The organism is Streptomyces sp. NPDC058671, from assembly GCF_042716475.1.
In the GTDB taxonomy this organism is placed as follows: domain Bacteria; phylum Actinomycetota; class Actinomycetes; order Streptomycetales; family Streptomycetaceae; genus Streptomyces.
In genome coordinates this window covers 274,757-287,818 of sequence record NZ_JBHXSA010000004.1, presented here as the reverse complement: position 1 = coordinate 287,818, position 13,062 = coordinate 274,757, and the positions used below count along the sequence as shown (strand labels likewise).

The 13,062-nt window shown below is 72.8% G+C and carries 12 protein-coding genes, 1 tRNA gene and 1 pseudogene; 8 read left to right on the top strand and 6 right to left on the bottom strand.

What is annotated here, in order from left to right:
* Positions 1–130: 130 nt before the first annotated feature.
* Complete coding sequence (locus ACFWV2_RS07640; protein ID WP_384403158.1) at positions 131–901, top strand: SIMPL domain-containing protein; 771 nt, start codon at positions 131–133, stop codon at positions 899–901.
* A 293-nt stretch (positions 902–1,194) separates the two neighbouring features.
* Here ACFWV2_RS07640 and ACFWV2_RS07635 read toward each other — a convergent pair.
* Both ACFWV2_RS07635 and ACFWV2_RS07630 read right to left on the bottom strand, forming a co-directional pair.
* Positions 1,195–1,782 (bottom strand): annotated as a pseudogene (locus tag ACFWV2_RS07635) (TetR/AcrR family transcriptional regulator); the annotation flags it as partial.
* A gap of 64 nt (positions 1,783–1,846) precedes the next feature.
* Complete coding sequence (locus ACFWV2_RS07630) at positions 1,847–3,025, bottom strand: Glu/Leu/Phe/Val dehydrogenase dimerization domain-containing protein (protein ID WP_384403155.1); 1,179 nt, start codon at positions 3,023–3,025, stop codon at positions 1,847–1,849.
* A gap of 131 nt (positions 3,026–3,156) precedes the next feature.
* On the opposite strand from ACFWV2_RS07630, the gene ACFWV2_RS07625 reads away from it, so the two are divergent.
* From ACFWV2_RS07625 to ACFWV2_RS07600, 6 genes are all read left to right on the top strand, one after another.
* Positions 3,157–4,440, top strand: coding sequence for an MBL fold metallo-hydrolase (locus ACFWV2_RS07625; RefSeq protein ID WP_384403152.1), 1,284 nt, complete (start codon positions 3,157–3,159; stop codon positions 4,438–4,440).
* 401 nt (positions 4,441–4,841) lie between these two features.
* Positions 4,842–6,752: a sensor histidine kinase gene (locus ACFWV2_RS07620; protein ID WP_384403149.1), complete on the top strand. Its 1,911-nt coding sequence runs from the start codon at positions 4,842–4,844 to the stop codon at positions 6,750–6,752.
* A 7-nt stretch (positions 6,753–6,759) separates the two neighbouring features.
* Positions 6,760–7,194 carry a roadblock/LC7 domain-containing protein gene (locus tag ACFWV2_RS07615; RefSeq protein WP_351906169.1) on the top strand — a complete coding sequence of 145 codons (435 nt, stop codon included), beginning with the start codon at positions 6,760–6,762 and terminating at the stop codon, positions 7,192–7,194.
* Complete coding sequence (locus tag ACFWV2_RS07610) at positions 7,191–7,568, top strand: DUF742 domain-containing protein (protein WP_384403146.1); 378 nt, start codon at positions 7,191–7,193, stop codon at positions 7,566–7,568. Before ACFWV2_RS07615 ends, ACFWV2_RS07610 begins: the two co-directional genes overlap by 4 nt.
* On the top strand, positions 7,546–8,169 hold the full coding sequence (locus ACFWV2_RS07605) for an ATP/GTP-binding protein (protein WP_360787189.1): 624 nt from the start codon (positions 7,546–7,548) through the stop codon (positions 8,167–8,169). The genes ACFWV2_RS07610 and ACFWV2_RS07605 overlap by 23 nt, the downstream gene beginning before the upstream one ends.
* Positions 8,166–8,738: a GAF domain-containing protein gene (locus ACFWV2_RS07600; RefSeq protein WP_384403142.1), complete on the top strand. Its 573-nt coding sequence runs from the start codon at positions 8,166–8,168 to the stop codon at positions 8,736–8,738. The genes ACFWV2_RS07605 and ACFWV2_RS07600 overlap by 4 nt, the downstream gene beginning before the upstream one ends.
* A gap of 70 nt (positions 8,739–8,808) precedes the next feature.
* Here the strand turns inward: ACFWV2_RS07600 and ACFWV2_RS07595 are convergent, their stop codons facing one another.
* A complete protein-coding gene (locus tag ACFWV2_RS07595; protein WP_384403139.1) occupies positions 8,809–10,017 on the bottom strand; it encodes an acyl-CoA dehydrogenase family protein in 1,209 nt (402 codons plus the stop codon).
* Between the two features lie 578 nt (positions 10,018–10,595).
* Between ACFWV2_RS07595 and ACFWV2_RS07590 the strand changes: the two genes are divergently transcribed.
* Positions 10,596–10,669: transfer RNA gene (locus ACFWV2_RS07590), tRNA-Pro, on the top strand.
* A gap of 74 nt (positions 10,670–10,743) precedes the next feature.
* On the opposite strand, the gene ACFWV2_RS07585 is transcribed toward ACFWV2_RS07590, so the two are convergent.
* From ACFWV2_RS07585 to ACFWV2_RS07575, 3 genes are all read right to left on the bottom strand, one after another.
* Entirely contained in the window at positions 10,744–11,997 is a 1,254-nt protein-coding gene (locus ACFWV2_RS07585) for a mannosyltransferase family protein (RefSeq protein ID WP_384403136.1), read from the bottom strand.
* 81 nt (positions 11,998–12,078) lie between these two features.
* On the bottom strand, positions 12,079–12,432 hold the full coding sequence (locus ACFWV2_RS07580) for a hypothetical protein (protein ID WP_384403133.1): 354 nt from the start codon (positions 12,430–12,432) through the stop codon (positions 12,079–12,081).
* Positions 12,425–12,946 (bottom strand): SigE family RNA polymerase sigma factor, encoded by a 522-nt coding sequence (locus ACFWV2_RS07575; RefSeq protein ID WP_384403130.1) that lies wholly within the window; start codon positions 12,944–12,946, stop codon positions 12,425–12,427. The genes ACFWV2_RS07580 and ACFWV2_RS07575 overlap by 8 nt, the downstream gene beginning before the upstream one ends.
* Between the last annotated feature and the right edge of the window lie 116 nt (positions 12,947–13,062).

Here is a 13,062-nt window from a genome sequence, read left to right as displayed (position 1 = left end):
GCGGTCCGGCTGGTACGGAGAGGTGAAGGGCGACGCCGGTCAGGAGTGGCGTACGGGAGGCGGCGGCGCCGGATGCTGGGATGGAGGGGGCCCGCCGGAGCTCCGGCACCCGCCATCGAAGGGACCGCCCGTGACGATCCGCCGACCCAGCGCCGCCCGCACCGCCCGACTGCTCGCCGCCACCGCCGTCCTCGGCGGCCTCCTCGTCGCCACCGCGACCCCCGCCCTGGCCACCGCGCCCGAGCGGACGGCCCCGCGCCTCGCCACCCGTGCGGAGACGCCCGCGACGGTCACGGTCACCGGCAGCGGCCGGGCCGCCGCCGCGCCCGATCTGGCGATCCTGTCCGTCGGGGTCGAGGCCGCGCGCGGGACCGCGAAGGAGGCGATGGCCGCGCAGAAGACCGCCTCCGAGACCCTCCTCCGGGTACTGCACGAGGAGGGCATCGCGGAGCGGGACATCCGCACCGACAGCCTCACGCTGTCCCCGGTGCACACGCAGAACGCGGCCGGGGAGAGCAAGGTGACGGGGTACCAGGCCGGGCAGTCCTTCTCGGTGAAGGTCCGGGACCTCGACAGGACCGGGCAGGTCATCGGTGCCGTCAACGACGCCACGAAGGACGCGGGCCGGATCAACGGCGTCGTGTTCGACGTCGCCGACCCCTCGTCACTGCGGGCGAAGGCGCGCGAGGCCGCCTACCAGGACGCGTACGACAAGGCGGCGCAGCACGCGCGGCTCAGCGGCCACCGTCTCGGCCGCCTCGTCTCGCTCAGCGAGGGCGAGTCCGTGCGCCCCGGTCTCGGCGCCGCCCCGGGCGTCATCGCGGACGAGCAGAGCGTGCCGCTGGCCCCGGGCGAGATCGAGGAGCACATCACGGTTTCGGCGGTCTTCGAACTGCGCTGACCGAGGGGGGCTCAGACGTCCCCCGGCGGTCCGCCCGGGCGCGGCCCGCCGGCGCCATCCGGCGCGCCGCCGTCCCCTTCGCCCGGCCTGCTGGTGCGATCCGGCCCGCCGCTGCCGCCCACGCCCGGTCTGCCGCCCCCACCCGCGCCCGGTCGGCCACTCTCACCCGGCCCGCCGGTGTCGCCCGGCTTCCCGTCCTCGCCGCCCACGCCCGGCCCGCCGCTGTCGCCCGGCTTCCCGTCCTCGCCAGGGTCGCCGTCCCCGCCCGACTCCCCGTCCCCGTCCTCGTCCGGCAGGTTCAGCTCCCGGGCGAGGGCGGCGTCCGCCCAGCGCAGCATCGCGGTGCGGGAGAGGGGACCGGCGTACGCCGTCGTCTGGACGGCGAGGCCGTCGAGGAAGGCGGTGAGCCGCCAGGCCGCCGCGGCCGGATCCGCGCAGCGGAACTCGCCCGCCGCTGCTCCCTCCTCGATCACCCGGGTCAGCGCGGCCTTCCACTCCTGGTCGAGGGAGGCGGCGACCCGGCGCAGCTCCGCGTCCCGCAGGGAGGCGGCCCAGCCCTCGATCCAGAGCCGCCAGCCCTTGGCCTGACCGGTCGGCGCGTACCAGCGCACCGCCGCCCGAAGCCGTCGCACCGCTGTGGAGCGCCGCCCGAGGATCCGTCGCAGCTGGACGAGATCGGCCTCGGCGGCGTGCGCGAAGGCCGCCGCGACCAGTTGTTCCTTGGACGAGAAGTGGTAGAGCACGAGGGCGTTGCTCACCCCGAGCGCGGAGGCCACGTCGGAGATCCGGACGGCCGCGACACCGCGCGCCTCGATCTGCTCGACGGCGGCCCGCAGCAGTTCCTCCCGCCGCTCGGCCACGCTCAACCGCACTCTCGCCACGCCGTGCAGCCTACACAGCACATGACGCGAGCATGATCGCCAACGGTCGCCCGTCGTGGTGGGGTCAGTACCAGCCGTAACGCTCGGCGATGAGCGGCAGCCGTTCCTCCGCCAGCGCGTGCGCCGCGGCGCGCGGGCTCGTGCCGTCCGCCGCCGCCCGGTCGAGCATCCCGCCGACGAGCCCCCGCATGGCCCGCCGTACCCGGTCGAAGGCCTGGTCGGCGTCGGCCTCGATGTCGCCGAACAGCGTCCACCACCACCACGCGTTGGTGCACGAGTTCACGACCACGTCGGGCAGTACGGTCACCCCGCGCGCCGACAGCGCCTCCTCGGCCTCCGGCAGGACCGGCATGTTGGCGGCCTCCGCGATCCAGCGGGCCGTGATCCGTCCCTGGTTCCCGGCGTCGACGGCGTACGAGACGGCCGCCGGGACCAGGACCTCCGCCTCGGCCGCGAGCCAGGCGTCCCCCGGTGCCTGCCGGTCACCGGGCCGGAGCGCGGAGCGGTCGACGGTCCCGTGGGCGTCGCGGGCCGCGAGCAGCGCCTCGACGTCGAGGCCGCCGGGGTTCACGATCGTGCCCCGGACATCGGCAACGGCCACCACCCGCAGTCCGGCCCGCGCGAGGAAGCGGGCGGTGGCCGCGCCCATCGTGCCGAAGCCCTGCATCGACACCCGGGTCCCGGCGTACTCCCGACCGGCCCGGTCGAGAGCGACCAGGACGGACTCCGCGACCCCGAGGCCGCCGACCAGCTCGTCCAGTCCGAGGCCGTCGACCTCGATCGCGAAGGCGTCGGCGAGACGCTTCCGGGCCGTCGCCTCGTCGTCCAGGAGCGGGTACACGGCCTGCACGGAGGAGACGAGGCCGACCTCGGCCACGGCGCGGTCCACCAGGTCCTGGGTGAGCCCCAGGTCCTCGCCGGTGGTCCAGAACCGCTCGACGTAAGGCCGCATCGCCCGCAGATAGCGCACCAGGACGCCGTACGCCTCGGGGGAGCGCGGGTCGCAGTCGATGCCGCCCTTGGCGCCGCCCAGCGGCACGTACCGGGCGCTCGGGTCGTAGTGCAGGGCCTCCTTCACGGTCATGCCCCGTGCGAGTCCGGCGACCTCGTCGGCCGTGCACCCCTCCCGCATGCGCAGGCCTCCACTGGCCACCCCGCGCACCAGCCGGTCGACCACCAGATGGCCCCGGCGGCCGGTCACGTGGTCGGTCCAGCCGACGGAAAGCAGGGGGGCGGAACTCATCGGGCGTCTCCTCGGAAAGGGCGTGGGGGCCGGGCTCCGTACTGAACAGCCGTTCAGTATGGACCACCGTCCCGATCGTTCGGGGCTCGGGTTGCCCATAATGGAACGACCCCCATGGATCAGGAGGTCCTGTGACCGGTACCGGCTCCGACCGTTCGCCGCGGGCCCGGCTGCGCGCGCTGCGCCCCGAGTCCTTCGGCGCGGACCCCGCGGGCGAGCGCCTCGCCCGCATCCGCCGCTCGCCGAACTTCGCGGACGGGATCTTCCAGAACCCCGAACCCGCCCGACGTGGCCCCTCCGGCTCCGGCCTCGAGTTCGCCAAGATCTACTTCGACAAGGACGGACGGTCGCGCCGCGCCCCCACCGGATCGATCCCCGTTTACCCCACCACCGTCGCCGACCTGGCCAGGCCCCCGGCCACGGGCCTGCGCCTGACCTGGATGGGGCACTCCGGCGTCCTCGCCGAGATCGACGGCCACCGGGTCCTCTTCGACCCCGTCTGGGGCGAGCGCTGCTCCCCCTTCCCCTTCGCCGGGCCCAAGCGTCTCCACCCGGTGCCCCTGCCGCTCGCCGCGCTCGGTCCGGTCGACGTCGTGGTGATCTCGCACGACCACTACGACCACCTCGACCTGCCGACGATCAAGGCGCTCGCCACCACGGACACGCTCTTCGCGGTGCCCCTCGGCGTCGGCGCGCACCTGGAGCGCTGGGGCGTACCCGCCTCCCGGCTGCGCGAGCTGGACTGGAACGAGTCCACCGAGGTCGGCGAGCTGCGTCTCACGGCCACCCCGGCCCGGCACTTCTGCGGCCGCGGGCTGCGCAACCGGCAGATGACCCTCTGGGCCTCGTGGGTGGTGACGGGACCCGCCCACCGGATCTTCCACAGCGGCGACACCGGCTACTTCTCCGGCTTCAAGGACATCGGCGCGGCCCACGGCCCCTTCGACGCCACGATGATCCAGATCGGCGCCTACTCGGAGTTCTGGACCGACATCCACATGACCCCGGCGGAGGGCATGCGGGCCCACCTGGACCTCCAGGGCGGCGGGCCGGGCGGGGTGATGCTGCCGATCCACTGGGGCACCTTCAACCTCGCCCCGCACCCGTGGGCCGAGCCGGGGGAGGGCACCGTCGAAGCCGCCGCCGGCGCTTCCCAGCGGGTCGCCCTGCCCCTTCCCGGCGAACCCTTCGAACCCGGGGCCGAGCGTCTGCCCGAGGCTCCCTGGTGGCGCCCGGTCGCCCGTGTCCCGGCCGGCGGGTGGGGAGACCCGGATCTCGCCGACGGTCACTCGCCGTCGACCGGCGCCGCCGGTGCGGCCGTGGGACTGGACACCGGTGCGGACGCCGGGCAGGTGTCCGGCGGGCCGGGCGCGGACGGCGGTCTTGGTGCGCCGGAGGCGGCGGCGGCTCCCTGATGCCGCGGGCGGACGGATGCGGTCCGTACCCCTCGGGGGAATTCCGGTAGGGATCGATTTCCGCAGAGGGCGGAGGCGTACGAGCGCCTCCGCCCTCTTCCGTTCCCGGTCATCGACGGCGTTTTCACGCCATGCGATCGACTCTCGGCCGATCGTTCTCGGCCTGTCGTGCGACGGGCGATACCAGACCGGCCCCGTCTGCGGGTAAGTTTGCCAACTGCGCACCCCCGATGAACGGTTGACGACTACAGTGTGTGGTTGGTGATCATCGATAAGCCCGACGCTCCCTTGTCGTCCACCCGCAGAACGCCCCAGGAACGGCTCCCCGGAACGACCTGCATGACGTCCCCCTGAACCACCCCCGCAGTACGCCGATTCCTGGGCACGTACCAAGGACACTCATGTCTCAACTTCGCGCACCCGCCTCGCGGTCAGATCGACGCGAGGGCGGGCGGCACGGCCGGTCAGGCGCCCGCCCCGCCCCCGGTACCCCCGGCAACCCCCCCTCGCAGCCGCCCCCGCCGCAGCACTCGACGGAAGCGCGGATACGCCCCCAACTCCTGCGCACCTCGGTGCTCCCCGCCATCGCGGTGGCACTGGGCGGGGCCGCGGCCGTCCTCTTCACCATCCGTTCCACCGGCGCCAGCCCCACCCCCGGGCTCTGGGCCGCCCTCACCGGCGCGGCCGCCCTCACCGTCGCCTCCGTGACGGCCGCCGCACTCGGCGCGGACAGGGCCGCCAAGTCGGTGCTCGACCGCTGCAACGCCCTGCGCCGCTCCAGCGCCCGCGGCCAGAGCGAACTGCGGACGGTCGTCGAACAGCTGCGCAGGGGGGAGGGGCTGCCGCCCCGACCCGCACCGCCGACCGGCACCGCCTCCGGCGACGAGTTCGACCTGCTCTCCCATGAGCTGACGCGCTCTCACGAAGCCGCGATCGCCGCCGTCGTGCAGGCGTCCCGGCTCTCCAGCAGCGTCGGAAACGAACAGAAGGTCGAGGTCTTCGTCAACCTCGCCCGGCGCCTGCAGTCCCTCGTCCACCGCGAGATCCAGCTCCTCGACGAGCTGGAGAACGAGGTCGAGGACCCGGAGCTGCTCAAGGGCCTGTTCCACGTCGACCACCTGGCCACCCGCATCCGCCGGCACGCGGAGAACCTCGCCGTGCTCGGCGGCGCCATCTCCCGTCGCCAGTGGTCGAACCCGGTCACCATGACGGAGGTCCTGCGCTCCTCCATCGCCGAGGTCGAGCAGTACCCGCGGGTGAAGCTCGTCCCGCCGATCGACGGTACGCTCCGGGGCCATGCCGTGGCCGACGTCATCCACCTCCTCGCCGAACTCGTGGAGAACGCGACACTGTTCTCCGCGCCGCACACCACCGTGCTGCTCCGCGCGCAGTACGTCACGGCAGGCCTCGCCATCGAGGTCGAGGACCGCGGTCTCGGCATGGCCGTCACCGAGCAGAACAAGATGAACGCCCTGCTCGCCGACCCCGACCAGGTCAACGTCGCGCACCTGCTCCAGGACGGCCGGATCGGCCTCTTCGTCGTCTCGGCGCTGGCCAGGCGGCACGGCATCGCCGTACGCCTCCAGTCCAACATCTACGGCGGGGTCCAGGCCGTCCTCGTACTGCCCCAGGGCCTCCTCGGCGCCGACCCCGAAGGGCTCGCCCAGCACGAGCGCCAGGCCGCCGCGGCGGCCGGTTCCACCGCGGTCCCGCCGAACCAGGTGCAGATGCAGTCCCAGCCGGCGGTCCAGTCGCCCGCGCCCCCGCCGTCCCGGCCCGCGGTCACCGCCCCCCCGGCGGCCCCGGCCCCCCCGACGGCTCCCACGGCGCCCCCGGCACCGGCCCACCCCCGGGCGCCCGTGCCCGTGGCCATGAACGCGACCCCCGCCGCACCCGCACCGCGTTCCGCGCCCTTCCCGGAGCAGGTCACCCCCCGCCACCAGGAGAGCCCCGCCGCCGACCCGCTCACCTACGCCCGTACGAACGAGCGGTCGAACCGCTACGCGGACTCCGACCGCACCCCCGCGGCACCGGCCCCGGCGGCCGGCGGCGCGCCCATGGGCCCGCCGGCCTCCTTCCTGTCGCCGCTCCCCCCGGCGCCCGAAGGCAACGGCCGGCCCGTGCTCCCCAAGCGGCGAGCCCAGGAGCACCTCGTCCCGCAGCTGCGCGACGAGCCCGCGGCCCGCAAGCCCGAGGAGCACGCCCTGCACGACCCCGGCCTGATGGCCGCGTTCCAGCGCGGCATCGGTCTCGCCGAATCCCAGCCCGCCCCCCATGAACCGCTGCGTCCCGGCGACGCGCGCAAGGAGTAGATGCACCATGGCGAGCAATGTGCCGACCGGCCATTCCTCGGACCTCGACTGGCTGCTGAGCGGACTGGTCCAGCGGGTCCCGTACACCCGCAACGCGGTTCTGCTCTCCTCCGACGGCCTCGTCAAGTCCGTCCACGGTCTCGACCCCGACGCCGCCGACCACATGGCGGCCCTCGCCTCCGGGCTCTACTCGCTCGGCCGCAGCGCGGGCGCCCGGTTCGGCGACGGCGGCGAGGTGCGGCAGGTGGTCGTGGAGCTCGACTCCACCCTCCTCTTCGTCTCCACCGCGGGATCCGGCACCTGCCTGGCGGTCCTCGCCGGGCGCGAGGCGGACGCCGCGGTCCTCGGGTACGAGATGGCGATGCTCGTCAAGAGCGTCCGGCCGTACCTGGTCACTCCCGCCCGGCAGGCAGCCGGAGTGGTGGGTGGCATCGGGCAGTGAACGCGACGTCCCCTCAGGAAGGCCCCTGGCTCGACGACGCGGCCGGCCGGCTGATCCGCCCGTACACCGTCAGTGGCGGCCGCACCAAGCCGACCACCGCGCTGGACCTGCTGTCCATGGTCATGGCGACCGGATCGTCACCCCAGACGCACATGGGCCCCGAACACAGCGTGGCTCTCCGGCTGTGCGACGGGCCCACCACGGTGGCGGAGATCGCGGCGCACTTACGGCTCCCGGCCGTGGTCACCAAGGTCCTGCTCTCCGACCTCATGGACTGCGGGGCGCTCACCGCCCGCGCTCCGCGGCTCCACGCCAACCCAACCGACCGTTCCTTGCTGGAGGCAGTGCTCGATGGCCTACGACAACGGCTCTGAGCGCCACGAGAGTCTCGCCACCGACCCGTTCCCCACCGCGCTCAAGATCCTGGTGGCGGGGGGATTCGGCGTGGGCAAGACGACCCTCGTGGGCGCGGTCAGCGAGATCGAACCGCTGAGCACCGAAGAGCTGCTGACCTCGGTCAGCGCGGCCACCGACAGCCTGGAGGGCGTGGAGTCCAAGACCACGACCACCGTCGCCATGGACTTCGGCCGCATCACGCTCGACGACCGCCATGTGCTCTACCTCTTCGGCACCCCGGGCCAGGAACGCTTCTGGTTCATGTGGGACGAGCTCTCCGAGGGCGCGCTCGGGGCGGTCGTCCTCGCCGACACCCGCAGGCTCCAGGAGTGCTTCTCCGCCGTGGACTTCTTCGAACGGCGGGGGATCCAGTTCGTCGTGGCGGTCAACGAGTTCGACGGCTCCTACCGCTACGACCCGGACGAGGTACGGGCCGCGCTCGACCTCAAGCCGGAGGTGCCGGTGGTCCTCTGCGACGCCCGGATCTCCAGCTCCGGCATCCGCACCCTGCTGACCCTCGTCCAGCATCTGCTCACCACCATCCCGGCCACCGTGCCGAGCTACGGAGCCACGCCATGACGTACGACCCGACCGGTCATCTCCTGCTGACCCCCGTCGACAAGGACGCGCCCGCCCGGGTGCAGCGGCTGCGTGAACTCGGACTGGGGGAGCGGCCGGAGCCGGCGTTCGACGAGTTCGCCCACCGCCTCGCGGACGTGACCGGTGCCCCGTTCTCGATGGTGAACTTCATCGACGAGAACCGGCAGTTCTTCGCCGGTCTGCACACTCCCGAGGGCACCCACTCGGGCAGCGACCTCGGCGCGGCCGCCGCGGGCGCCGGCGGCGTCGGCCGCTTCATGGCCCGTGACCACGGCTACTGCCCGCACGTCGTGGTGCGACGCAAGGCGCTCGTCCTCGAGGACGTCTGCGACTACCCGCGCTTCGCGGGGAACCCGGTCGTGGACGAGATCGGCATCCGCTCCTACATGGGGGCGCCGCTGATCGACCGCACCGGAGCGGCCCTCGGGACCATCTGCGTCGTCGACACCGACGTCCGGCCGTGGGGGCGCGCCGGGCTGGAGACGATCAAGGCGATGGCGGCCGAACTGATGGAGCAGATCCACCGCCGCGAGGACGGCATGTTCTGACCGGTCCACCCGGAACGCCGGGAGCCCCGGTGCGGCCGCCGCCGTGCCGGGGTTCCCGGCGTTCCGGGGGTCAGGCGTGCACCGGTTCCGGTTCCGGTGTGCGGACCAGCTCGGACAGCCGCTCCGACCAGCTGCCCTTGTCCTGGCCGAGGGCGACCTCGGCCAGCCGCAGCAGCTGGATGTCGGACGTGCCGGCCGGGGCGAAGATGTGGTGCGCGTCCCGGAGGTAGCGCTCGATGGCCCGGTCCGTGAAGAGGCCGGCGGCGGCGTGGATCTCCATGGCGTTGCGACCGGAGTCGATCGCCGACTCGACGTTGACGAGCTTGGCGTTCATCAGCTCGGCGTCGCAGGACAGACCCTGGTCGAGCATGTGCACGGCGTGGTACGCCGCAAGCCGGGAGGTCATCAGCCGGGACTGCATCTGGCCGAGCTTCAGCTTGACCGTGGGGAGGTCGTGGAGCGGCTTGCCGTACCGGATGCGCTCGGAGGCGAACCGGGTGGTCTCCTCCAGGATCGCCCGGTGGATGCCGAGCGAGACCGCGGTCAGGTTGGCCCGGCCGTAGAGGACGCTGGAGGAGTAGGCGACGGAGAGGCCGTCGCCCTCGTCGCCGAGCCGGTTGGCGGCCGGGACCCGGCAGTTCTCGAAGATCAGTTCGCCGAAGCTGAAACCGTGGAGTCCCATGGCCGTCTGCTGGGGACCGGTCCTGAACCCCGGGCGATCGGATTCGACCAGGAAGGCCGTGAGCCCTTTCGAACCGGGACCGGTCCTGACCACGACGCCGTGCAGGTCGCCGACGTGGCTGTTGCCGACGAAGACCTTGCTCCCGTTCAGGATGTAGTCGTCGCCGTCGCGCACCGCGTCGGCGCTCATGCCGAGGACATGGCCCCCGGACTCGGGCTCGGTGACCGCGATGGTGGGCAGGCACTCGCCGGCGGCGATCACCGGGAGCCAGGTCTTCCGCTGCTCGTCGCTCCCGAAGTGGACGATCTTGGCGGTGCCCAGCTGCGAGGCCTGGACCATGGCGCCCATGGCGCCGCTGACCCGGGACAGCTCCTCGATGATGATGGTCTTGGCCAGATGGCCGGCGCCCATGCCGCCGTACTCCTGGCCGATTGTCGCGCCCAGCCAGCCCTGCGCGGCGATCAGTCGTGACAGTTCGTGGTGGACCGTGCGGGACGCCTCCATCTCGGCTATCCGTGGCCGAACCTCACGCTCTGCGAAATCGCGGACCGTCTCCCTGAGCTGATGATGCAGTCGACTGCTGAAATAGCCGTCCATTCGAGTCCCTCCCCTGCGAAACGCCTGATCGGTTGTCCGAGCAGGTGGTGCATCGGCAGTGGTCCCGTCCCGAACAGGCCGACCACTTCATGGTGTTGATCTTTCTGGGACGGAGCAATATCGCCACGAGATTTGTCCGAAACCCGAGCGGTTGACGATTGTTTTCGACTGTGTTTCGTAGGGTCTTGGCCTGCTCGGCCCGGTCCGCAGTCCATTCCCCGTGGGCATCTTTCTGCCACATGCCAACGGCAACGAACTCGCCGTCATATGGTCATGAGAGCGCCCGGGGCACCCCATGAGCACCTTCCTCCCCACGGGATCGGGATTCCGGCAACCCCGCCCCCTCCCTTCCTGCCCAGGTGGAACGGCCTGCCGACCTCCCGCACGCCCCCTTCGAACCCCCGGAGCAGGCGCGCGGGCGCACTGCCCGGCGCGAAGGCGCGTCACAGAGAGTGAACGCGCCAACCCCGGCGCTCGGCCCTCCCCGCGCGCCCGGAAACGGTTCGTGACCACCGAAGAAAGTGCGGTATTGTTCTCCTGCGCGTCCAGCTGGGGGAAACCCCAGGTCAGACGGGCAGCGGGACGTGGCGCAGCTTGGTAGCGCACTTGACTGGGGGTCAAGGGGTCGCAGGTTCAAATCCTGTCGTCCCGACTCGAAAGAGTCGTTCATCGAGGGGCCGTTCCAGAGTGATCTGGAACGGCCCCTCGATCGTTCCGGGACCGAGGTCAGCCCGCCCAGCGGCCCGTCAGGAACGTGACGGTGAGGATCGTGCTCAGGGGGGCGACGACGCAGACGTACGCCGTCGTCACCCTCCTGCCGCGCAGACTCCGGACGGCGAGGCCGATCCAGAGGGGCCACCACAGCAGGGTGCTGCGGGCGATGGACATGTACCAGTACGAGGTGCCGAGCGCCCACAGGGTCAGCGCGATGTACACGGCTTCCGGCCAGCGCCGCCGGCGCACGAGGAAGGCCAGCAGGCCGAGGCCGAGGAGCATCGCCACCAGGTCCGCCTGGAACAGGGCGGCGTAGCCGGTGGCCTGGGTCCGGTCGAAGGCCTCGTGCCAGGTCTGGGACCAGGCGTCCCAGGGGGCGCGGAAATGCCGGTACCAGCCGCGTTCCTGGGCGTGCTTCCACGCCATCAGGTCGCCGGTCCGCTCGTACAGGTACCAGAAGTAGAGGAGAGCCGGCAGGGCGGGCAGCGCGAGGAGTGCGGCGCGCCGCCTACGCGCGCGCACCGTGAGGAGGAAGTGGACGGCGAGGGCGGCGGCGAGGAAGAGGCCGTTGACACGGACGGTGGTGGCACCGGCGGCCAGGAGCGCGGCGAGAGGCCAGTGGTGCCGCTGGGCGGCCAGCCACGCGGGCAGGGCGAAGGCCAGGAAGAGGGCCTCGCTGTATCCGGCGGCGAGGAAGACCGCGCACGGGGACAGCAGCAGGAACAGGGCGGCGCGTCTGCCCGTGGGCGCGTCCGGCAGGTGGAGCTCGGCGATCCGCGCGAGCGCCAGCACCGCGACCGCGCCGGCGACGAACGAGACGAGCAGCCCGGCGACGGTCCAGTCGGGGACCACCCTGTGCACCGCCCGCAGAAGCAGGGGAAAGCCCGGGAAGAACGCCTCCCTGTTGTCCCCCGCGGCGGGGCCGGCTCCGCCCTCGGGGAAGTAGCCGTCCCTGGCTATGTGGAGGAAGTGCCCCCAGTCCCAGCGCTCGAAGGACGCCAGTACCGGTTCGGGCACCCGGCTGTCCCCGTCCGCGGGGAACAGCCGGCGGGTGCAGTACGCGGTCGTCCACACGGCCACCCGGGTCACCAGGTACAACCACAGGACCTCGCGGTCGACCGGTCGCACACGGGACCTGGCGCGCCCGAGCCAGGTGTCCGCCCGGCCCGGACGATCAGGCCGCGGGGCGTTCGCGGACGCCCGGGGCACGGCGGTGTCCGACCGTTCGGGGGCATGCCTCGGGGAGGCGGGTGCCGTGACAGGCATGGGTGTTGTCTCTCCGTGGGTACGTGAAAGGGCGGGACCGGCCCTGGTGCGCGGGCCGTCCCGGAGGCGGGACGCGGAGCGTCAGCCGTGCAGGGTCGTCGTGCCGGGGGCGGTCGGCGGCGGCGTGCTGCCCGCCCCCGTCCGCGTGGGCAGGGGCCCGGCAGGGCTGGTGGTCGGGCCCGGCAGCGGGGCGGAAGGACTGGTCGCGGGCATGACGGGGCCGGGGGCCTCGGGTCCGGGCCCGACCGCCGTGACCACGCCGAGGGCCGCGACGGCGCTCGCCGCGACCAGGACGAGGGCCGTACGGCGCCGGCGGTAGCGCCTGCCCCGCTCGACGACCTGGGCGACGGGCAGCGGCGTGGCGTGCCGACGGCCGTGATCGGCGGCCGCCCGGAACAGGATCTTCAAGGACGGGTCGTCGATGTCGTCACGCACCGGGGGCCTCCTGCACGCTGTCCCGCAGCCGGTCGGCCAGGGCGGCACGCCCACGGCCGAGGTGGGTCTTGACCGTGCTGGCGGACAGCCCGGTCTCGTCCGCTATCTGTTCGACGGTGAGGTCGCACAGATGGTGGAGGGCGATGGTGCGCCGTTGCTGGGCGGGCAGGGTACGCAGCGCCTCGACCAGCACCACGTGTTCCGGCCCAGGCCCCGGCATGTCGGGCGGAGCCGCGCGCCGGCCCCAGGCCTCGGCCGTACGGCGCCGGAAGCGCCATCGGCTCACGGCCAGACGCCAGGCGACCTTCCGGACCCACGCCTCCGGTCCGGCGTCGCGGTCGAGCTGCCGTCGCCGGTTCCAGCCCTTGATGAACGCTTCCTGGACAACGTCTTCAGCCTCCTGCAGATCGCCGAGCATGACGTAGAGCTGCCCGGTGAGCCGCCCGACCGCCTGGACGTAGAACGCTTCGAACTCTTCGACGGTCAACGGCAACTCCCGGGTCTCTTGCTTCACCGGGCATACGCCTGGGAGGGCCACGACGGTCTACACGGATCCCGAGGAGAACGCGTGAGCCCCGTCACACCTGACCGGAGGCCGCTCAGGTGGGACGGGGCCGACGACGACACGGA

What these genes read in the sequence shown, in the direction of transcription:
- ACFWV2_RS07595 (WP_384403139.1), bottom strand. Translation starts at nt 10,017, where the DNA reads ATGGACGGCTATTTCAGCAGTCGACTGCATCATCAGCTCAGGGAGACG.
- ACFWV2_RS07600 (WP_384403142.1), top strand. Translation starts at nt 8,166, where the DNA reads ATGACGTACGACCCGACCGGTCATCTCCTGCTGACCCCCGTCGACAAG.
- ACFWV2_RS07605 (WP_360787189.1), top strand. Translation starts at nt 7,546, where the DNA reads ATGGCCTACGACAACGGCTCTGAGCGCCACGAGAGTCTCGCCACCGAC.
- ACFWV2_RS07615 (WP_351906169.1), top strand. Translation starts at nt 6,760, where the DNA reads ATGGCGAGCAATGTGCCGACCGGCCATTCCTCGGACCTCGACTGGCTG.
- ACFWV2_RS07620 (WP_384403149.1), top strand. Translation starts at nt 4,842, where the DNA reads ATGTCTCAACTTCGCGCACCCGCCTCGCGGTCAGATCGACGCGAGGGC.
- ACFWV2_RS07585 (WP_384403136.1), bottom strand. Translation starts at nt 11,997, where the DNA reads ATGCCTGTCACGGCACCCGCCTCCCCGAGGCATGCCCCCGAACGGTCG.
- ACFWV2_RS07630 (WP_384403155.1), bottom strand. Translation starts at nt 3,025, where the DNA reads ATGAGTTCCGCCCCCCTGCTTTCCGTCGGCTGGACCGACCACGTGACC.